The sequence below is a fragment of the Pseudomonas sp. Root569 genome (assembly GCF_001427465.1).
GTDB lineage: Bacteria > Pseudomonadota > Gammaproteobacteria > Pseudomonadales > Pseudomonadaceae > Aquipseudomonas > Aquipseudomonas synxantha.
The window spans coordinates 1-19,273 of the sequence record NZ_LMGQ01000023.1 but is presented as its reverse complement, the minus strand read 5'-3'; the positions used below and the strand labels follow the sequence as shown (position 1 = coordinate 19,273).

At 57.5% G+C, this 19,273-nt stretch carries 18 protein-coding genes and 1 rRNA gene; 9 read left to right on the top strand and 10 right to left on the bottom strand.

All coding sequences use genetic code 11. The features are described 5' to 3' along the window. Positions 1 to 61: 61 nt before the first annotated feature. A complete protein-coding gene (gene estP / locus ASD70_RS15675) occupies positions 62 to 1,984 on the bottom strand; it encodes an esterase EstP (RefSeq protein WP_056846881.1) in 1,923 nt (640 codons plus the stop codon). A 412-nt stretch (positions 1,985 to 2,396) separates the two neighbouring features. On the opposite strand from estP, the gene ASD70_RS15670 reads away from it, so the two are divergent. From ASD70_RS15670 to ASD70_RS15655, 4 genes are all read left to right on the top strand, one after another. After that, positions 2,397 to 2,990: an aminodeoxychorismate/anthranilate synthase component II gene (locus ASD70_RS15670; protein WP_046069781.1), complete on the top strand. Its 594-nt coding sequence runs from the start codon at positions 2,397 to 2,399 to the stop codon at positions 2,988 to 2,990. A gap of 9 nt (positions 2,991 to 2,999) precedes the next feature. Next, entirely contained in the window at positions 3,000 to 4,049 is a 1,050-nt protein-coding gene (gene trpD / locus ASD70_RS15665) for an anthranilate phosphoribosyltransferase (RefSeq protein ID WP_043051166.1), read from the top strand. Next, positions 4,046 to 4,882 (top strand): indole-3-glycerol phosphate synthase TrpC, encoded by an 837-nt coding sequence (gene trpC, locus ASD70_RS15660; RefSeq protein ID WP_046069780.1) that lies wholly within the window; start codon positions 4,046 to 4,048, stop codon positions 4,880 to 4,882. The genes trpD and trpC overlap by 4 nt, the downstream gene beginning before the upstream one ends. Positions 4,883 to 5,024: 142 nt before the next feature. Then, positions 5,025 to 5,720, top strand: a complete 696-nt coding sequence (locus ASD70_RS15655) for a lipoate--protein ligase family protein (protein WP_056846880.1) — start codon at positions 5,025 to 5,027, stop codon at positions 5,718 to 5,720. Here ASD70_RS15655 and crp read toward each other — a convergent pair. Beyond that, positions 5,717 to 6,361, bottom strand: coding sequence for a cAMP-activated global transcriptional regulator CRP (crp, locus tag ASD70_RS15650; RefSeq protein ID WP_005792020.1), 645 nt, complete (start codon positions 6,359 to 6,361; stop codon positions 5,717 to 5,719). The genes ASD70_RS15655 and crp overlap by 4 nt on opposite strands. A gap of 245 nt (positions 6,362 to 6,606) precedes the next feature. Here crp and ASD70_RS15645 point away from each other — a divergent pair, with 245 nt between their 5' ends. Beyond that, positions 6,607 to 7,029, top strand: coding sequence for an OsmC family protein (locus tag ASD70_RS15645; protein ID WP_003194686.1), 423 nt, complete (start codon positions 6,607 to 6,609; stop codon positions 7,027 to 7,029). A 69-nt stretch (positions 7,030 to 7,098) separates the two neighbouring features. Here ASD70_RS15645 and coq7 read toward each other — a convergent pair whose 3' ends face one another. The 6 genes from coq7 to hemJ all read right to left on the bottom strand — a co-directional run bounded on the left by coq7 (position 7,099) and on the right by hemJ (position 11,513). Beyond that, the gene (gene coq7, locus ASD70_RS15640; protein ID WP_056846879.1) at positions 7,099 to 7,746 is read right to left on the bottom strand and encodes a 2-polyprenyl-3-methyl-6-methoxy-1,4-benzoquinone monooxygenase; all 648 of its coding nucleotides are present in this window, start codon (positions 7,744 to 7,746) and stop codon (positions 7,099 to 7,101) included. A gap of 84 nt (positions 7,747 to 7,830) precedes the next feature. After that, positions 7,831 to 8,169 (bottom strand): histidine triad nucleotide-binding protein, encoded by a 339-nt coding sequence (locus ASD70_RS15635; RefSeq protein ID WP_017128660.1) that lies wholly within the window; start codon positions 8,167 to 8,169, stop codon positions 7,831 to 7,833. Positions 8,170 to 8,215: 46 nt separating this feature from the next. Continuing rightward, positions 8,216 to 9,004 (bottom strand): SDR family NAD(P)-dependent oxidoreductase, encoded by a 789-nt coding sequence (locus ASD70_RS15630; protein ID WP_046069777.1) that lies wholly within the window; start codon positions 9,002 to 9,004, stop codon positions 8,216 to 8,218. Between the two features lie 62 nt (positions 9,005 to 9,066). Continuing rightward, entirely contained in the window at positions 9,067 to 10,029 is a 963-nt protein-coding gene (locus tag ASD70_RS15625; protein WP_056846878.1) for a DUF805 domain-containing protein, read from the bottom strand. Positions 10,030 to 10,097: 68 nt separating this feature from the next. Beyond that, entirely contained in the window at positions 10,098 to 11,060 is a 963-nt protein-coding gene (locus ASD70_RS15620) for an NAD(P)H-dependent flavin oxidoreductase (protein WP_046069776.1), read from the bottom strand. 24 nt (positions 11,061 to 11,084) lie between these two features. Beyond that, the gene (gene hemJ / locus ASD70_RS15615) at positions 11,085 to 11,513 is read right to left on the bottom strand and encodes a protoporphyrinogen oxidase HemJ (RefSeq protein WP_046069775.1); all 429 of its coding nucleotides are present in this window, start codon (positions 11,511 to 11,513) and stop codon (positions 11,085 to 11,087) included. 135 nt (positions 11,514 to 11,648) lie between these two features. Here hemJ and argC point away from each other — a divergent pair, with 135 nt between their 5' ends. Together argC and erpA are read left to right on the top strand one after the other, a co-directional pair. Next, positions 11,649 to 12,683, top strand: a complete 1,035-nt coding sequence (argC, locus tag ASD70_RS15610) for an N-acetyl-gamma-glutamyl-phosphate reductase (RefSeq protein ID WP_046069774.1) — start codon at positions 11,649 to 11,651, stop codon at positions 12,681 to 12,683. Between the two features lie 165 nt (positions 12,684 to 12,848). Beyond that, a complete protein-coding gene (gene erpA, locus ASD70_RS15605; protein WP_003176443.1) occupies positions 12,849 to 13,199 on the top strand; it encodes an iron-sulfur cluster insertion protein ErpA in 351 nt (116 codons plus the stop codon). A 72-nt stretch (positions 13,200 to 13,271) separates the two neighbouring features. Here erpA and ASD70_RS15600 read toward each other — a convergent pair whose 3' ends face one another. Further along, on the bottom strand, positions 13,272 to 14,363 hold the full coding sequence (locus ASD70_RS15600) for an anhydro-N-acetylmuramic acid kinase (protein WP_046069773.1): 1,092 nt from the start codon (positions 14,361 to 14,363) through the stop codon (positions 13,272 to 13,274). Between the two features lie 3 nt (positions 14,364 to 14,366). After that, complete coding sequence (locus tag ASD70_RS15595) at positions 14,367 to 15,779, bottom strand: peptidoglycan DD-metalloendopeptidase family protein (protein ID WP_046069772.1); 1,413 nt, start codon at positions 15,777 to 15,779, stop codon at positions 14,367 to 14,369. Positions 15,780 to 15,988: 209 nt separating this feature from the next. On the opposite strand from ASD70_RS15595, the gene tyrS reads away from it, so the two are divergent. Then, positions 15,989 to 17,188, top strand: coding sequence for a tyrosine--tRNA ligase (gene tyrS, locus ASD70_RS15590; protein ID WP_046069771.1), 1,200 nt, complete (start codon positions 15,989 to 15,991; stop codon positions 17,186 to 17,188). Between the two features lie 483 nt (positions 17,189 to 17,671). Beyond that, positions 17,672 to 19,208, top strand: a 16S ribosomal RNA gene (locus ASD70_RS15585). Positions 19,209 to 19,273: the final 65 nt, after the last annotated feature.

The window sequence follows — 19,273 nt, the reverse complement described above, 5'->3', positions numbered from 1 at the left end:
TCTAAGTGTGGGAGGGGGCTTACTCCCTCCCACATTAGTTTTGCGTTGCCTTGAGTCTGCGTCAGAAATCCAGGCTCACCCCGACATTGACCCCTTGCTGGGTCAAATTGTCATCCTTCCTCAGGTTATACGCCGCCCGTAACGCCAGCTCTTGAGTCAGTTTATGGCTGACCCCAAGGCTCAAGCGATCGGAATTGCTGCGAGGCGTATACCCGTCCAGCTTGAAGTCGATTCCCTGCACGCTGTTGAGCGAAATATTCACCTTCTGCGTGTCATTTTCGAACTCGTGTTCGTGAGCCACTTCGCCGAACACCTGGGTTTGCGGTGTGATGCGGTAGCTGCCCTGCAGGCCGACGCCAAGACGCTTGGAGTCGCGTTGTTGATCATCGAAGGTCAGTGCGGTGGAGCGACTGTTTTTTTCCGAATAACCATTCACTTCGACGCGTGCATAGTCGGCGCTGATGAACGGCGACAGGTGCCAGTCGCTTCCCGGTGCAGCAAGGTCATAGCCCAGCCGGCCGCTCAAGGCCCAGAGCCAGCCTTCGGTATCGCCTTTTTCGGACGCTTCGTTAACGCCCAGGGCGAACTTGCGCTTGAGGCTGTCGAAGTCCAGTTTGCCGCCGGTCAAGGCGGCATCGGCCCACCAGTGATTTTGCTGGTATTGAGCGAAGGCCGTGCCCATGTAGCTGTTGAGTTTGTAGTCCGAGTCGTTAGTGCCGGCTTCGAGCGTCTGTCGATACAGGCCAGCGGCAACACCTACACGCCAGTTTTCATCGAGCCGGTAGCTGCTGCCGATATTCAGGTTGTAGCCGCTGCCGTCGCCACTGGCCGAACTGCTCTGGTCGTCGAAATCCAGACGCTGCCCACCACCGGCCACGATTGCACGCCATTGACCGACGGCTTGCCAGTTGCCGTTGTCTGCTTGCCATTGATTGCGTAGCTCGTCCTGGTGGGCGCGCAATGTGCCTTGGGCCATTTCCGGCAGCAAGGTCAGCTCCCAGGGCGCCGCCAGCAGTGAATAGGCATAGTCGGCAATCAACCGTTGTCCCGCCACCGTGGGGTGGACCGAGTCGTTGTAGATCAGCTTGGTCGGGTCCGGGTTGGTGCCGCCGATGCCATAGGTTGGGTTGGCGGTACAACTGTTTCCGCTGAAACAGGTACCGGTCAGATTCTGCCCCGTGGCCAGGCCGAAGCGCGCTGGATCGGCGAAGGCTTCCTTCAGCAACAACGGGATATTCAAAGGGATAACCTGGGCGTCGACGTACGACAGGCGCTGGACCAATGACTGGTTGAATATAGTGCTCAGGGCCGAGGTTGCGGCCTGCTGCGGGGTGCCATTGATGGCCGGTGTCAACCCAAGGTCGGGCAACATCCACACCATGATGTAACGCGCACCGGCTTGTTGCAGCGCCTGGGCGCTGTCAGCCAGGCGCCCGCTGGCGGCGATGGCTTGTTCGGGGCTCAGTACGCGGCCTTGGAGGAAGTCATTGCCGCCGCCGGAGAGAAAATACAGCGCATTGGGGTCGGCACGTCCGCCGTTGGCTGGCAGATATCCCTGGCGGCTGCGCAAAACTGTACCCGCACCAGGGTTGCCGGCTGGGATGGCGGCATCTGAAACCGAGGTAATGGAGTCGAGGATATCGTCGGTACGGTAGCCACCGACGGCCCAGTTGTTGCCATCTGGCAACCCCTGGGCTGCGCGAACCGGTGAGGTGGAGGCGTTCAAGTCGTTGGGGGCTACTCCCAGTTTCGCGCCCAACAGGGTCGATGAAACCAGGCCGTATTCACCCTGGAATGTCGGGCCTGTGCGGTTGGTAAAGCGTAGCGTGGAGCCATTCGAGCCATCGGGAAACTGGCCCGCATCGGCCAAGCTGTCACCAAAAACCACCATCGTTGAATACGGTGACGGCGCTGCGAACGCCTGGGCGCATGCCAGTGACAAGAGACAGCTGGCAAGGGGCGCGAAAAATGCTGGTCTGAACATGCAAGGTTCCATTTGGTTGTTTTTGTATCGGAACTCAAACACTAGCAAAACTTCTGGCATTTTCTGTAGGGATATACCGAATTCGCCTACGTTCCCCCCCGTATTTACTACTCCATATTGCACCGCTGGCTAGGCTACGTTACTGTGCCTGAACGTATGAATGAGACCCTCCCCGTGTTGATCATCAGCAAACTCTTGATGCGAGTAGTCAAGGCACACGCCCGTTGGCGTTGGCGCGCCTGACATTTTTCTCCGCCGGCCCGGCCGGACCTGTAACGATTTGCCTTCTTCACCCGTTGTCTGACGCCCCTTGCCGGCTACCCCCGGCAATCGGAACGTGCGTCTGGCAGCGGGTCACTCTCTAGGAAGGCCGTCATTTGAAATCAGTGAATTCAAGAGGCTTGAACCCCACATGTTGCTGATGATTGATAACTACGACTCCTTTACCTACAACGTTGTGCAGTACCTTGGCGAGCTCGGTGCCGAGGTCAAGGTCGTGCGCAACGATGAACTGACCGTCGCCGAAATTGCCGCCCTGAATCCGGAGCGTATCGTGGTTTCGCCAGGCCCTTGCACGCCGACCGAAGCGGGCATCTCTCTTGAAGCCATCAGCTATTTCGCCGGCAAGCTGCCGATCCTGGGCGTATGCCTGGGCCATCAGTCCATCGGCCAGGCGTTTGGCGGTGACGTGGTACGGGCGCGCCAAGTCATGCATGGCAAGACCAGCCCGGTGTTCCATAAGGATCTGGGTGTGTTTCATGGCCTGAACCTGCCCGTGACGGTGACCCGTTATCACTCGCTGGTGGTCAAGCGCGAAACCTTGCCCGAATGCCTGGAGTTGACCGCCTGGACCCAGCTAGAGGACGGCTCGGTCGATGAGATCATGGGCCTGCGTCACAAGACACTGAATATCGAAGGGGTGCAGTTTCACCCTGAATCAATCCTGACCGAGCAGGGCTACGAGCTGTTCGCCAACTTTCTCAAGCAGAGCGGCGGCACGCGCTAAGGACTTTTCATGGATATCAAGACTGCCCTGAACCGTATCGTCGGTCATCTGGACCTGAGCACTGCCGAAATGAGCGATGTGATGCGCGAGATCATGACCGGTCAATGTACCGACGCGCAGATCGGCGCCTTTATGATGGCAATGCGCATGAAGAGCGAAAGCATCGATGAAATCGTCGGTGCGGTGTCGGTGATGCGTGAGCTGGCGGACAGGGTCGAACTCAAGACCCTCGACGGCGTTGTCGATGTGGTCGGCACCGGCGGTGACGGTGCGAATATTTTCAACGTGTCGACAGCCTCATCTTTTGTGGTGGCTGCCGCTGGCTGCACCGTCGCCAAGCATGGTAACCGTGCGGTATCCGGCAAGAGCGGCAGTGCCGATTTGCTGGAAGCGGCGGGTATCTACCTGAACCTCACGCCGGTACAAGTAGCACGCTGCATTGACAGCGTTGGCATTGGCTTCATGTTTGCCCAGTCCCATCACGGCGCGATGAAGCACGCTGCCGGCCCACGCAAGGACCTCGGCCTGCGTACCCTGTTCAACATGCTTGGCCCGCTTACGAATCCGGCCGGTGTGAAGCATCAGGTGGTGGGTGTGTTCAGTCAGGCGTTGTGCCGGCCACTGGCCGAAGTCTTGCAGCGTCTGGGCAGCAAGCATGTGCTCGTGGTGCATTCCAAGGATGGCCTGGACGAATTCAGCCTGGCGGCGCCGACCTTTGTCGCAGAGCTGAAGAACGATGAGGTCACTGAGTATTGGGTCGAGCCTGAGGACTTGGGTATGAAGAGTCAGAGCTTGCACGGCTTGGCGGTGGAAAGCCCGGCGGCTTCTCTGGAACTGATTCGTGATGCTCTGGGGCGCCGTAAGACCGAAAACGGTCAGAAGGCCGCGGAGATGATTGTTCTGAATGCTGGCGCGGCACTTTACGCGGCCGACCACGCCTATAGTCTTAAGGAAGGTGTCGCCTTGGCCCACGATGCGCTGCACACTGGTCTGGCTCGTGAGAAGCTCGAAGAGCTGGGAGCCTTCACTGCCGTATTCAAGATGGAGAATGAAGGATGAGTGTGCCGACCGTTCTGGAAAAGATCCTGGCCCGAAAGGCCGAAGAGGTGGCCGAGCGCCGCGCCCGCGTAAGCCTGGCCGAGCTGGAGGCGCAGGCGAAGGCCGCCGATGCGCCACGGGGTTTTGCCAATGCCTTGATCGCCCAGGCCAAGCTCAAGCAGCCGGCCGTGATCGCCGAGGTGAAAAAAGCCTCGCCGAGCAAAGGCGTCATTCGCGAAAACTTTGTACCGGCTGAAATCGCCGCCAGCTATGAGAAGGGCGGGGCGACTTGCCTGTCCGTGCTGACCGATATTGATTACTTCCAGGGTTCCGACCTGTTCCTGCAACAGGCTCGTGCTGCATGCAAGTTGCCGGTGATCCGCAAGGACTTCATGGTTGACCCTTACCAGATCGTCGAAGCCCGAGCCTTGGGCGCTGACTGCGTGTTATTGATCGTCTCCGCACTGGATGACGTGAAAATGGCTGAGTTGGCGGCGGTGGCCAAAAGCGTCGGTCTTGACGTGCTGGTCGAAGTGCATGACGGCGACGAGCTTGAGCGCGCACTGAAAACCCTCGACACGCCGCTGGTGGGGGTCAACAACCGTAACCTGCATACGTTTGAAGTCAGCCTGGAAAATACCCTGGATCTGTTGCCGCGTATTCCCCGTGATCGCTTGGTTATTACTGAAAGTGGCATCGTCAATCGTGCCGACGTGGAGCTGATGGAAATCAGCGGCGTCTACTCGTTCCTGGTGGGCGAGACGTTCATGCGTGCCGAGAACCCAGGGGCGGAATTGCAACGCCTGTTCTTCCCAGAGCGTGGCGTGACAGTCAGCGGTTCGACATTAGACTGATCCAAATGCGCTATAAAATATGGGAGGGGGCTTGCCCCGATAGCATTCCTTCAGTTGATGATCAGTCGGCTGACGGTTCGCTGTCGGGGGCAAGCCCCCTCCCACATTGGGCCTTGTGTTTAATCTGAGAGGTAGGTGTTCGATGACTCAGCCCGTGATCATGCCTGTAGAAGCGGGCCTTGCCGCCGAGCAGCAGCTGTTGGCAGCCGTTGGCGCGGGCGAGCAGGACTTCGGGTTGTTGTTCTGGCAGCCCAGCGATCAGGCGCTGGTCATGCCGCGCCGTTTGAGTCGGCTGCCGGCATTTGCGGTGGCCAGCCAAATCTCGGCGGATGCTGGTTGGCCGGTGTTGCTGCGGGAAACTGGGGGTGAACCCGTGCCGCAGTCCGCTGCCACGGTCAATATCGCCTTGGTGTATGCGCCGCCGCGCAGTGAGGGCGACCAAGGCCGCATCGAAACCGGTTACCAGCGCTTGTGCCAGCCGATCTGCGATTTTCTGCTCGAGTTGGGCGGCGATGCCTCCGTTGGCGAAATCGACGGAGCTTTTTGCGATGGTCGGTATAACGTCAATCTCAATGGCCGCAAGATGGTCGGTACCGCCCAGCGTTGGCGCCAAAGTGGCGGTCGTCCGGTGGGCTTGATCCACGGCGCCTTGTTGCTGGATAACGATCGTGAAGAACTGATCAATGCGGTCAACCGCTTCAATCAAGCCTGTGGCCTGGAACAGCGGGTGCGTGCCGAGAGCCATATCGCCCTGCACGAAGCGTTTCCCGCACCGGATGCGATCAGTCGGCTCGACAGGTTGTACCGTCAGATGCTGGCCAGCTTCCTGCCGGGTTAGCGGGTGCCGAATACCACCATCGTCTTGCCTTTGACATGTACCAGATTGCGCTCTTCCAGGTCCTTGAGCACACGGCCGACCATTTCCCGTGAACAGCCGACAATACGCCCTATCTCCTGGCGTGTGACCTTGATTTGCATGCCGTCGGGATGGGTCATGGCGTCGGGCTGTTTGCACAACTCCAGCAGGCAGCGCGCTACACGACCGGTGACATCGAAGAACGCCAGGTCGCCGACCTTGCGCGTGGTATCACGCAGGCGTTGTGCGATCTGACCGCTCAGGGCATACAAGATATCCGGATCATGCTGAGCCAGTTCGCGAAATTTCGCATAGCTGATCTCGGCGACTTCGCACTCAACCTTGGTGCGGACCCAAGCACTGCGCTCCTGTTCCTTGCCCGCCTGCTCAAACAGCCCCAGCTCCCCGAAGAAATCTCCAGTGTTCAGGTACGCAATGATCATTTCGCGACCGTCTTCATCCTCGATCAGGATGGTGACCGAGCCCTTGATAATGAAAAACAGGGTTTCTGAGCGCTCGCCGGCGCAAATGATGTTGTGCTTGGCCGGATGACGTCGGCGCTGACAATGCATCAACAGCTTGTCGAGGTTCTTGATCTTGGGTGTGGGAGTAAGAGCAACCATGGTTGTTTCCCGAAAGACTGCGCGGTGTGGTTGGCGTTGTTTTTATCCAGTGGTCTCAATATTGATACGCACTGTAAAATCATGGCAATGCGCCATTGATTTGGCGCCAGCTTACCAGACACATTCTGCCTCGATTAGCGAAATTGCTTGGCAAACGCTGTCATTTATCAAATTCAGCCAGAGCGCTGCGGTTTTAAGGCCCTGTGCTAAGCTGGCGATCCTTTTTTAGCAGTGGAGTCTGGGCGATGAAGGCACGCATCCAATGGGCGGGCGAAGCCATGTTCCTCGGTGAGTCGGGTAGCGGCCATGTGGTGGTCATGGACGGCCCGCCGGAAGCCGGTGGCCGTAACCTTGGGGTGCGGCCGATGGAAATGTTGCTGCTGGGCGTCGGTGGTTGCAGCAATTTCGATGTGGTCAGCATCCTGAAGAAGTCGCGCCAGGCCGTGGAAAGCTGCGAAGCCTTCCTGGAAGCCGAGCGCGCCACTGAGGATCCCAAGGTATTTACCAAGATCCATATGCATTTCGTGGTCAAGGGCCGTGCGCTCAAGGAAGCCCAGGTCAAGCGTGCCATTGAGTTGTCCGCCGAGAAGTACTGCTCGGCGTCGATCATGCTGGGTGCCGCAGGTGTGGTCATCACTCATGATTACGAAATCATCGAGTTGGGCTGACTGCTGGAATCGCAGGCAAGAGAAAGGGCGCTTCGAGCGCCCTTTTTCCGGTTTGAATTTGACGCACTTTTAGATTCTATAGGTGCTTTTGGTCATGACCTTGGCCATCAGGCTCATTCCGAACCTCACCGGTGCTGGAAAACGGAAGCCGCCGGCGTCTAGAGCGCTTTCTGCATGGTGTTCTTCATCGATGCGCATTTGCTCAAGAATCGCCCGGGACTTTTCGTCTTCGGCCGGCAGCTGCTCCAGATGTTCATCCAGGTGCTTGCAGACCTGATGTTCGGTCGCGGCGACAAATCCGAGGCTGACTTTGTCGCTGATCAACCCGGCGGCAGCGCCGATACCAAACGACAAGCCATAAAACAGTGGGTTCAGAACGCTGGGGTGGCTGCCCAACTGGCGGATACGCTGTTCGCACCAGGCCAGATGGTCGATCTCTTCCTCGGCTGCATGCTCCATCGCTGCACGTACCTGCGGCAACTTGGCGGTCAGCGCCTGGCCTTGATACAGCGCCTGGGCACAGACTTCACCCGTATGGTTGATACGCATCAGGCCGGCCACGTGACGGGTATCCGTTTCGCTCAGCTGCGCATCGGGCTGCACGATGGCGGGCGATGGGCGGTAGGGTTGGCCGCTGAATGGCAGCAGTGTGCGCATGGCCATGTCGGCTTGCAGCAACAGACGGTCAATCGGCGAGTAGTGACGTTGGGTAGTCATGCTGACCTCCGGGAAGAATCTCGGCGGCCAGTTTACCGCAAGAGAGGGCGAAGCGTTTGCGCTGAGTCAATTCGACTCCGGCCCTCAGCCTGGTGGCCAGTTCATCTGACGCTGACCGAGCACATGCATATGGATGTGATAAACGGTCTGCCCGCCCAACTCATTGCAATTCATCACGACCCGAAAACCCTCTTCACACCCTAGCTCCAGGGCCAGGCGTTGGGCTGTAAAGAGGATATGGCCGGCCAAGGCCTTATCATCTTCAGTCAGATCATTCAGGGTGCGGACGGGCTTTTTCGGAATAACCAGAAAATGTACCGGCGCCTGCGGGGCGATATCATGGAAGGCGAGGACTTGATCATCTTCGTAGATGATCTTCGCGGGTATTTCTCTGTTGATGATCTTGGTGAACAGAGTATCCACAGCTGTTTCTCCATTATGAAAATGCAGGGTGAGTGTACCCAGGCGATCAGCGAGGGCAATAGGCCTTGTTGATGGCGCCGGCAATCTTGCGGGTCAGCCAGCGCGGGCTGAGGCGTGGGCTGAATGCGAGCCAGCGGTTGCGGCGCCCGGGAATGATGATGGCTTTGTTCTTTTCCAGCGCACGCACGGTGTAGAGCGCGACTTCTTCCGGGCTCATCAGTTGCTGGCTGTGGTCAAGTTTTGCCGTATCCATTTGCGCGGTGCCGAAGAAGGCGGTGCGCGTAGGGCCCGGGCAAAGTACCGAGACCTTGATGCCACACGTCTTCAACTCTTCGCGCAAGCCTTCTGAAAAGTGCAGTACATAGGCTTTGCTGGCGTAGTAGCTGCTCATCCATGGGCCCGGTTGGAAGGCTGCGACCGAAGCAACGTTTAGAATCTGCCCGCCACCGTGCAGCGCCATGGCATTGCCGAGGGCATGGCACATGCGGGTCAGGGCCAGGATGTTGACTTCGATCAGGTCCTGCTCGGTCATCCAGTCCTGGGCCAGGAACGGCCCGCTGGTACCAATGCCGGCGCAGTTGACCAAAAGATCAATCTGTCGCTCGCCCTCTTCAAGCTCCAGCAAAAAGCCGGACAAACGCAGCGGTTCGCCCAGGTCGCAGGCACGAAACAACACCTCGACGCCGAAGCGTTGGGTCAATTCCAATGCAATGCTTTCCAACTGATCACGCTGGCGGGCCACCAGAATCAAGCTGCGGCCGCGTCGAGCCAGGGCTTCGGCCAAAGCCAGGCCGATGCCGCTGGAGGCACCGGTGATCAGAGCGTAACGGGTCATGCCTTTCTCCATCGCAACGCCGCCGACCTGTGACAGTGGCATCACAGGTGGCGGGCGTTTCTTCACTGTTCTGGAGAGTCTACAGGTTCGGCCGCGTCGTCAGCACTTTGCGCTGCGGCTTCATCCACAATCACGCTTTGATCGACGTCTTCATCGGAGGTGATGGAGCTGCTTTCGTAACTGCTGTCCATATTGGCTTCAAGTTGGTCCAGATAACCGTTCATGCCCAGGGTCAGGCCGATGATGAGCATCAATGGAATAAACGCCAGCCACAGCGAGGCCAGGATTTTCACCGCAGTAGAGTTCGGTGGTGGCGGTGCGCCGTATTGGTTGGCACCCGCGTTCCCCGGCAATACCAGCAACAGGATAGGGAAAACGCTATTGACCAGTGGAACCAGGTTCAGCAAGTACAGCCAGCCAGACCAGCCCAGGTCGTGCAGGCGCTGCACACCGATTTGCACGCTCACTACGACGAGTCCAACAAATAGCGCGAAACCCAGCAGCGAGCCGAGAATGATGGCGATTGTTGGCGAGGCAGTCGCCACCGCGAAGCCGACGGTACTGATGATGCCAGCAGCCACCAGCATCGCGACGGTCAGTGCCAGCGTCCAGGCCAGGTAGCGCAGGCGGCCGATGCGCCCGTTTATGGTGAATACCTTGAGGGTGGCGAACTCCGGCAAGTCATCGCCAACCGCAGCGCGTGGCGGGGCATATGGTGAAGCTTCGGAGCGGGAAAAGTCGGAGCCAGGAGAGCTCGTCTCGTGGGTTTCGGCCAGGCTGAATGCTACGGGTTGTTCGGCTTCGATACGTGCGTCGACCCCGGCGTTTTTCAATGCCGTCAGATAGGTTTCGGCATCGGGGCGGGAAAGGTCGCGTTTGAGCGCGACCGGGCGGCCGGTAAAGAGTTTTTCAATCGCCTCGACATCACTCTTGAACAGCTCGGCGAGGTTCAGCTTGGCGGTGGTGCTTTCGACACCCGGGAGCAAGGCTCCGTCAAACACAATCTTGAAACGGTTGTCGCTCATGCGGGCATCCTTGTCACTTAATCAGGGAGGGTGTGCAGGCCCGTCCAATCGGCGGGCCGTGCAGTGGGTCAGCGTGGCCAGCGCAGTTGCGCGGCATGCTCGCGTGCTTTGCGGTATTCGGCATCCAGGCGGGCGACGAGTTCATCGACGCTGGGTAAATCATCGATTTCACCGACGCCCTGACCGGCGGACCATACAGTTTTCCACGCTTTGGCCTCATCACTCAATGGTTTGAGTTTGGAACCGAAATTGACTTCACCTTTGCCTTGCAGCGCGGCGAGGTCGAAACCGGCATTTTCCAGGCTCTGGCGCATAAAGCTCGCAGGTACGCCGGAGACTGCCGGAGTGTGCACGATGTCGGCGGCGCGCGATGTGAGCAGCATCTCTTTATAGGCATCTGGCGCGTGGCTTTCGGTAGTACCGATAAAGCGCGTGCCGAAATACGCCAAGTCGGCTCCCAGCAACTGGGCGGCGAGAATTTCGTGGCCGTGGTTGAGGCAACCGGCCAGCAGCAGGGTTTTGTCGAAGAATTGGCGAATTTCGGCAATCAGCGAGAAGGGACTCCAGGTGCCAGCATGGCCGCCGGCACCAGCGGCTACGGCGATCAGGCCATCGACGCCCGCCTCAGCGGCTTTCTCGGCATGGCGTCGGGTCGTGACGTCATGAAACACCAGGCCGCCGTAGCTGTGGACGGCATCTACCAATTCCTTCACCGCACCGAGGCTGGTAATGACGATGGGCACCTTGTGCTCCACACAGATCGCCAAATCGGCCTCCAGCCGTGGGTTGCTGTTATGCACGATCAGGTTCACGGCATAGGGTGCTGGGTTGTCCAGCTGCGCCAGACCCGCTTCGATTTCTTCCAGCCAGGCCTTGAAACCGCTGCTTTCGCGTTGGTTGAGCGCCGGGAAGCTCCCGACCACCCCATTGCGGCAGCAGGCCAGAACCAGTTGCGGGTTGGAGATCAGAAACATCGGCGCAGCCACCACGGGCAGGCGCAGATGTTGTTCCAGCAAAGCGGGCAGCGACATTGGAGGTTCCCCGAGTAATTGAAGTTAGAACGGTTTGACCACGACCAAAATTACGATAGCCAGCAATATCAGAACCGGCACCTCATTGAACCAGCGATAAAAGACATGGCTGCGGGTGTTCTCGCCACGGGCGAAGCGTTTCACCTGCGCGCCGCACATATGGTGGTAGCCGATAAGTAGCACGACCAGGGTCAACTTGGCGTGGATCCAGGCACCGGATTGGAAAATGCCTGGATTGAGCGCCAGCATCCAGATGCCGAAGACCAGTGTGGCAACCATCGCCGGCCCCATGATGCCTCGGTACAGTTTGCGCTCCATGATGCTGAAGCGTTCTTTGCTGACTGTGTCTTCGCTTTGGGCGTGGTAGACGAACAGGCGCGGTAGATAGAACAGACCGGCAAACCAGCAGACGATGCTGACGATGTGGAAGGCTTTGATCCATAGATAGAGCATTTTTAGTTATTCCCAGGTTCACGGTAGCCAAGATAGTAGTGGCTCATGCGCCCGTACGTCACGTTGACGGTTGTCGCAGGACGATGCGGCCCCTATTATCGACGGCTTTCCAGTGGGTTCGTTGAGGGCAGGTTTATGGTCAAGGTCGGTATCGTCGGCGGCACGGGTTACACCGGTGTCGAATTGCTGCGTCTGTTGGCCCAGCATCCGCAGGCTGAGGTGGTGGTCATCACTTCCCGATCCGAAGCTGGGCTGGCCGTGGCCGATATGTACCCGAACCTGCGAGGCCACTATGATGGCCTGGCGTTCAGCGTGCCGGATATCAAGACCCTGGGCGCTTGCGATGTGGTGTTCTTTGCCACGCCTCACGGTGTTGCCCATGCGTTGGCGGGTGAGTTGTTGGCGGCCGGTACAAAGGTCATCGACCTGTCGGCGGACTTCCGCCTGCAGGATGCCGATGAGTGGGCCAAATGGTACGGCCAACCCCACGGTGCGCCGCAGTTGCTGGAGGAGGCGGTCTACGGCCTGCCGGAAGTCAATCGTGAGCAGATCAAGCAAGCACGCCTGATTGCGGTACCGGGTTGCTATCCGACTGCGACGCAACTGGGCTTCCTGCCATTGCTGGAAGCTGGTTTGGCGGATGCTTCGCGCCTGATCGCCGATTGCAAGTCGGGTGTCAGCGGGGCGGGGCGGGGCGCGGCGGTAGGTTCTCTGTACTCTGAAACGTCGGAAAGCATGAAAGCCTATGCGGTAAAGGGGCATCGTCACTTGCCAGAAATCCGCCAGGGGCTGCGTCGCGCTGCCGGCAAGGACGTGGGCCTGACCTTTGTGCCACACCTGACGCCGATGATCCGTGGGATTCACTCCACGCTGTATGCGACCGTTACTGACCGCTCGGTAGACCTTCAGGCATTGTTTGAAAAGCGTTATGCCAATGAGCCGTTCGTCGATGTAATGCCGACGGGCAGCCATCCGGAAACCCGCAGTGTGCGTGGCGCCAATGTGTGCCGTATTGCAGTGCATCGCCCGCAGGATGGCGACCTGGTCGTGGTGCTGTCGGTGATCGACAACCTGGTCAAGGGCGCGTCGGGCCAGGCGGTGCAGAACATGAACATCCTGTTCGGCCTGGATGAGAAGTTTGGTCTGTCCCATGCGGGCATGCTGCCTTAGCGCTGATAGGCCGTTACATAAAAGGCCCGTTGATCGGGCCTTTTGTGTTTTTAATGGCGGCTGTGCAGATTGATATACCGTAACAATAGTTGACCGCTTTTCTAGGAGAAGCGGATAATACCGGCCATTACGCATATGACGGCGCTACGCCGGGAGATTATCAGCATGAGCGTTGAGTCCTTCACCCCCACGGCTTTGCAATTTACCCACGGTGCTGCGCACAAGGTGAAGAGCCTGGTCGATGAAGAGGGTAATGATCGCTTGAAGCTGCGCGTATTCGTTACGGGCGGCGGTTGTTCAGGGTTTCAGTACGGTTTTACCTTCGATGAAGATGTGGCCGATGACGACACCATCGTCGAGCGCGAGGGCGTCAGCCTGGTCGTGGACCCGATGAGTTTCCAGTACCTGGCAGGTGCCGAGGTGGATTACCAGGAAGGTCTGGAAGGTTCGCGTTTCGTGATCAAAAATCCTAATGCCACCACTACTTGTGGTTGCGGCTCTTCGTTCTCGATCTGATCGGTAGCCTCGCGCGCAACAAAAAAACGCCGCCTGGCTTGATTAGCCACGCGGCGTTTTGCTGTCTGGGATTCAGGCGGGGTAGATCGCGCCGAGTACCCGAAGCCCGCGAGCACCGGTGACGCTGGGGCGGTTGGCCGCGATGCCTTCCAGGCAGCAATGTGCCAGCCAGGCGAAGGCCATGGCTTCGACCCAGTCGGGATCTACGCCGTAGATAGCTGTACTGCTGACGTGGGTGGTGGGCAACAGTGCTGTCAGTCGATCCATCAGTGTTTTGTTATGGGCGCCGCCGCCGCAGATCAGCAAGGTCTCTGTGGTTGGTTGGGCGCTTTGCAGGGACTCGACGATGGTGAAGGCCGTCAGTTCCAGTAACGTGGCCTGTATGTCCTGAGGTTCAAAGACAGGCAAGCGGGCAAGGTGCTCCTGCAGCCAGGCGAGGTTGAAGACTTCGCGACCCGTACTTTTTGGGCCTTTGGTCAAGAAGAACGGATCGCTGAGCAATGTGTTGAGTAGCCGGGGCTGGACCCTGCCGCTGGCAGCCCATTGCCCGTCGCGATCAAAGTGTTCGCCGCGCTGCAGGTGAATCCAGGCATCCAGGAGGACGTTGCCCGGGCCGCAGTCGAAGCCGGCGACAGGCTTGTTCGTTTCAATCAGACTGAGGTTGCTGAACCCGCCGATATTCAATACCGCGCGGTTGCCGGTGTGTTCGCCGAACAAGGCTTCATGAAACGCAGGAACCAAGGGCGCACCCTGGCCGCCAGCGGCAACATCACGGCTGCGGAAGTCGCTGACTACGGTGATGCCGGTCAACTCAGTGAGCAGGGCAGGGTTGCCGACCTGTACGGTAAAGCCTCGGGCGGGTTCATGGCGAATCGTCTGGCCATGGCTGCCAATTGCACGAATGTCCTGAGGCTTCAGGTTGTGCTGATCCAGCAAGGCGTGAATGCCTTGGGCGGCCAGCGTGACCCACTGTTGCTGGGCAATAGCAGACCGGGCGATTTCATCTGGGCCGCTGGCGCACAGGCTCAATAGCTCAGTGCGCAATGTGTCGGGCATGGGAATGTAGCGGGTGGCGATCAGATTGATCGCCGTGCCTTGTTCAATGAGGGCGATATCCAGGCCGTCTAGGCTGGTCCCGGACATCACACCGATATAGAGCGGCATACCTTAACGCTTCGCCGAAGCCAGTAACGTGGAACGCTCTTGATCCATTCGCGCCATCAACGGCTGGCTCTGTTGCATGAAGCGTGCGCGTTCGGCCTTGGCGATCGGGTCGGCCATTGGCAGCTTCTGGCCCAATGGGTCAACGTGTACGCCATTGACTTGGAACTCATAGTGCAAGTGCGGCCCCGTGGACAGGCCAGTAGTGCCGATGTAGCCGATTACTTGGCCCTGTTTCACGTTGCCGCCAGTCTTGACGCCCTTGGCGAACCCTTGCATGTGGCCATACAGCGTGCGGTAGGTATTGCCGTGCTGGATGATCACTGTATTGCCGTAACCGCCGCGACGTCCCGCCAACAGCACTTTGCCGTCGCCAGCTGCCTTGATAGGCGTACCGCGCGGAGCGGCATAGTCGACGCCCTTGTGCGCGCGGATTTTGTTCAGAATTGGATGCTTGCGACCCATGGAGAAACGCGAGCTAATACGGGCGAAGTCCACAGGGGTGCGAATGAAGGCCTTGCGCATGCTGTTGCCATCAGCGGTGTAATAGCTGCTATTGCCTTGTTTGTTCGTGTAGCGCACAGCGGTGTAGGTTTTGCCACGGTTGGTGAAGCGTGCAGAGAGGATGTTGCCGGTGCCTACTACTTTGCCGTTGGCGACTTTCTGCTCGTAGATCACGTCGAATTCGTCACCCTGGCGGATGTCCTGGGCGAAGTCGATGTCGTAGCCAAATACGCTGGCCATGTCCATGGTCATGCTGTGCGAAAGGCCTGCGCGGGCGGCCGATTGCGACAGGGAGCTGTTGATCACGCCGTGTACATAGGCTGAACGCATGACCGGCTTGGTGGTGATGCGGTTGAAGGCAAAGCCTTTGGCGCCTTTGCTCAGGCTGATGCTTTCCAGGTCGCTGATGCTGGTATGCAGATTGTTCAACTGCCCGTCGGGCGTCAGTTCGAACTCAAGTTTTTGACCGTGTTTGAGCTGGGTGAATTGCTTGGCTTGCTTATCGCTGGCCAACACCTCGGTGACGGTAGCGGCAGGCAGTCCGACCTTTTCGAACAGCGTTGATAGCGTGTCGCCTCTGCTGACGATGACCTCGCGATGCTGAGGGCTCTTGGCTGCGGCTACCACAGGTTGGTCCTGGGTGGCTTGTTGGGTATCTTCGGGAGTGCTTTCGATCTGTGCGAAAGGCGATTCGGTCGGGGTATTTGTGGCTTGTTGGGCGTCGGAAGCGTCTTGATCTTGTGTCAGTTGCTCAACAGGGCTTTCCAGGTCAAGGCTAAGGGATGTTCGTTTGGCTTCTACGTCACTGGAAGGGAATACCAGGAGTGCCAGGCTGAGAAGGGCGGCGATACCACTTGCGGCGAGCAGGTGGGTCTTCGGGTAAAGCGGCGGCGCTTTAGACGGTTCAGTGGTCATAGGTAATTTTGACTTTGAAGATGAAATGGAAAAGATGAATGACATGATGAAGATGAAATAACTGTATAAAATATAACCAAATCATCTGTGGCGCAAGCTCGCGAATGCTGGGCTCGCTGAACGGTGTCCGTGCGCAGGGCAAAACTTGTAATTAGTCCCTGATCTTGTATGGTTGGTTCCCTTTTGAATCTGAGCCTTGCGGGTCTGTTATGAAGTCGGTTGAAGAGCAGCTAGCGCTGATAAAACGTGGTGCGGACGAACTGTTGGTCGAGTCTGAGCTGATTGAAAAGCTCAAGCGTGGCCAGCCCCTGCGTATCAAGGCTGGCTTTGATCCGACCGCGCCGGATCTGCACCTGGGTCACACCGTGCTTATTAATAAGCTGCGTCAGTTCCAGGAGTTGGGTCACCAGGTCATCTTCCTCATTGGTGACTTCACCGGGATGATCGGTGATCCGAGCGGTAAGAGCGCGACGCGCCCGCCGCTGACTCGCGAGCAGGTACTCGACAATGCTGAGACCTACAAGACGCAGGTGTTCAAGATCCTTGATCCGGCCAAGACCGAGGTGGCGTTCAACTCCACCTGGATGGACAAGATGGGGCCGGCAGACTTCATTCGCCTGACCTCCCAGTACACAGTGGCGCGCATGCTTGAACGCGATGACTTCGACAAGCGCTACTCCACCAATCAGCCAATCGCGATCCATGAGTTCCTTTACCCGCTTGTTCAGGGGTATGACTCGGTAGCGCTGCGTGCGGATGTTGAGCTGGGCGGCACCGATCAGAAATTCAACCTGCTGATGGGGCGTGAGCTGCAGCGTGCGTATGGTCAGGAGGCTCAGTGCATTCTGACCATGCCGTTGCTTGAGGGGTTGGATGGCGTCAAGAAGATGTCCAAGTCCTTGGGTAACTATGTTGGCATTCAGGAAGCGCCGGGTGTGATGTACGGCAAGCTGGTTTCCATTCCGGATGCTTTGATGTGGCGTTACTTCGAGCTGTTGAGCTTCCGCTCGATGGACGAAATTAACGCGCTGCGTGCGGATGTAAAGGCAGGTGCCAATCCTCGCGATGTGAAGATCAAGCTGGCAGAAGAGATTGTTGCGCGCTTCCATGGTGAGGAGGCTGCGGCCAATGCTCATCGCGCTGCGGGTAATCGTATGAAGGATGGCGAGCTGCCTGACGATCTGCCGGAGATTGAGTTGACGGCTGTTGAGGCGATGCCGATCGCGGCTGTCCTTAATAAGGCGGGCCTGGTAAAGAACTCGGCGGTCGCTCGTGATCTCTTGGGGTCGGGCGGCGTGCGTATAGATGGTGAGGTAGTTGATCGCACCTTTATATACGAGCTGGGCGCTACCCATGTGTGCCAGGCAGGAAAGAAGGCATTTGCGCGCATTACGCTCAAATCCGAATAAGTCTGAAATTAGGTGTTGACGGCGAATTATATCTGTCTATAATTCGCCCCACTTCCGGCGCAGTCGAAACGGAAAACTCCTTGGTAAACAATGAGTTATGAAGTTTTCGRCRGCAAGTTGCTTCAGTTCATCGAAGCCAAAAGGAAGTTGAAAAAGAGGTGTTGACGCTGTAGAATTCGCCTCCCGCTGATGAGAGATCAGARGCGCAAGTGGTTGAAGTTGTTGAAGAAATCTTCGAAAGCTTCTGAAAATAATCACTTGACAGYAAATGAGGCTGCTGTAGAATGCGCGCCTCGGTTGAGACGAAAGMTCTTAACCAACCGCTCTTTAACAACTGAATCAAGCAATTCGTGTGGGTGCTTGTGGAGTCAGACTGATAGTCAACAAGATTATCAGCATCRCAAGTTACTCCGCGAGAAATCAAAGATGTAACCAACGATTGCTGAGCCAAGTTTAGGGTTTCTTAAAAACCCAAAGATGTTTGAACTGAAGAGTTTGATCATGGCTCAGATTGAACGCTGGCGGCAGGCCTAACACATGCAAGTCGAGCGGTAGAGAGAAGCTTGCTTCTCTTGAGAGCGGCGGACGGGTGAGTAATGCCTAGGAATCTGCCTGGTAGTGGGGGATAACGTTCGGAAACGGACGCTAATACCGCATACGTCCTACGGGAGAAAGCAGGGGACCTTCGGGCCTTGCGCTATCAGATGAGCCTAGGTCGGATTAGCTAGTTGGTGGGGTAATGGCTCACCAAGGCGACGATCCGTAACTGGTCTGAGAGGATGATCAGTCACACTGGAACTGAGACACGGTCCAGACTCCTACGGGAGGCAGCAGTGGGGAATATTGGACAATGGGCGAAAGCCTGATCCAGCCATGCCGCGTGTGTGAAGAAGGTCTTCGGATTGTAAAGCACTTTAAGTTGGGAGGAAGGGTTGTAGATTAATACTCTGCAATTTTGACGTTACCGACAGAATAAGCACCGGCTAACTCTGTGCCAGCAGCCGCGGTAATACAGAGGGTGCAAGCGTTAATCGGAATTACTGGGCGTAAAGCGCGCGTAGGTGGTTTGTTAAGTTGGATGTGAAATCCCCGGGCTCAACCTGGGAACTGCATTCAAAACTGACTGACTAGAGTATGGTAGAGGGTGGTGGAATTTCCTGTGTAGCGGTGAAATGCGTAGATATAGGAAGGAACACCAGTGGCGAAGGCGACCACCTGGACTRATACTGACACTGAGGTGCGAAAGCGTGGGGAGCAAACAGGATTAGATACCCTGGTAGTCCACGCCGTAAACGATGTCAACTAGCCGTTGGGAGCCTTGAGCTCTTAGTGGCGCAGCTAACGCATTAAGTTGACCGCCTGGGGAGTACGGCCGCAAGGTTAAAACTCAAATGAATTGACGGGGGCCCGCACAAGCGGTGGAGCATGTGGTTTAATTCGAAGCAACGCGAAGAACCTTACCAGGCCTTGACATCCAATGAACTTTCTAGAGATAGATTGGTGCCTTCGGGAACATTGAGACAGGTGCTGCATGGCTGTCGTCAGCTCGTGTCGTGAGATGTTGGGTTAAGTCCCGTAACGAGCGCAACCCTTGTCCTTAGTTACCAGCACGTAATGGTGGGCACTCTAAGGAGACTGCCGGTGACAAACCGGAGGAAGGTGGGGATGACGTCAAGTCATCATGGCCCTTACGGCCTGGGCTACACACGTGCTACAATGGTCGGTACAGAGGGTTGCCAAGCCGCGAGGTGGAGCTAATCCCAGAAAACCGATCGTAGTCCGGATCGCAGTCTGCAACTCGACTGCGTGAAGTCGGAATCGCTAGTAATCGCGAATCAGAATGTCGCGGTGAATACGTTCCCGGGCCTTGTACACACCGCCCGTCACACCATGGGAGTGGGTTGCACCAGAAGTAGCTAGTCTAACCTTCGGGAGGACGGTTACCACGGTGTGATTCATGACTGGGGTGAAGTCGTAACAAGGTAGCCGTAGGGGAACCTGCGGCTGGATCACCTCCTTAATCGACGACATCAGCTGCTCCATAAGTTCCCACACGAATTGCTTGATTCATTGAAGAAGACGATA

Excerpts from the sequence above, each read along its gene's own strand:
- ASD70_RS15620 (WP_046069776.1), bottom strand. The coding sequence starts at position 11,060 with ATGTCGCTGCCCGCTTTGCTGGAACAACATCTGCGCCTGCCCGTGGTG.
- ASD70_RS15645 (WP_003194686.1), top strand. The coding sequence starts at position 6,607 with ATGAAGGCACGCATCCAATGGGCGGGCGAAGCCATGTTCCTCGGTGAG.
- trpC (WP_046069780.1), top strand. The coding sequence starts at position 4,046 with ATGAGTGTGCCGACCGTTCTGGAAAAGATCCTGGCCCGAAAGGCCGAA.
- hemJ (WP_046069775.1), bottom strand. The coding sequence starts at position 11,513 with ATGCTCTATCTATGGATCAAAGCCTTCCACATCGTCAGCATCGTCTGC.
- argC (WP_046069774.1), top strand. The coding sequence starts at position 11,649 with ATGGTCAAGGTCGGTATCGTCGGCGGCACGGGTTACACCGGTGTCGAA.
- ASD70_RS15670 (WP_046069781.1), top strand. The coding sequence starts at position 2,397 with ATGTTGCTGATGATTGATAACTACGACTCCTTTACCTACAACGTTGTG.
- crp (WP_005792020.1), bottom strand. The coding sequence starts at position 6,361 with ATGGTTGCTCTTACTCCCACACCCAAGATCAAGAACCTCGACAAGCTG.
- trpD (WP_043051166.1), top strand. The coding sequence starts at position 3,000 with ATGGATATCAAGACTGCCCTGAACCGTATCGTCGGTCATCTGGACCTG.
- ASD70_RS15625 (WP_056846878.1), bottom strand. The coding sequence starts at position 10,029 with ATGAGCGACAACCGTTTCAAGATTGTGTTTGACGGAGCCTTGCTCCCG.
- ASD70_RS15630 (WP_046069777.1), bottom strand. The coding sequence starts at position 9,004 with ATGACCCGTTACGCTCTGATCACCGGTGCCTCCAGCGGCATCGGCCTG.
- ASD70_RS15600 (WP_046069773.1), bottom strand. The coding sequence starts at position 14,363 with ATGCCGCTCTATATCGGTGTGATGTCCGGGACCAGCCTAGACGGCCTG.
- coq7 (WP_056846879.1), bottom strand. The coding sequence starts at position 7,746 with ATGACTACCCAACGTCACTACTCGCCGATTGACCGTCTGTTGCTGCAA.
- estP (WP_056846881.1), bottom strand. The coding sequence starts at position 1,984 with ATGTTCAGACCAGCATTTTTCGCGCCCCTTGCCAGCTGTCTCTTGTCA.
- erpA (WP_003176443.1), top strand. The coding sequence starts at position 12,849 with ATGAGCGTTGAGTCCTTCACCCCCACGGCTTTGCAATTTACCCACGGT.
- tyrS (WP_046069771.1), top strand. The coding sequence starts at position 15,989 with ATGAAGTCGGTTGAAGAGCAGCTAGCGCTGATAAAACGTGGTGCGGAC.
- ASD70_RS15655 (WP_056846880.1), top strand. The coding sequence starts at position 5,025 with ATGACTCAGCCCGTGATCATGCCTGTAGAAGCGGGCCTTGCCGCCGAG.
- ASD70_RS15595 (WP_046069772.1), bottom strand. The coding sequence starts at position 15,779 with ATGACCACTGAACCGTCTAAAGCGCCGCCGCTTTACCCGAAGACCCAC.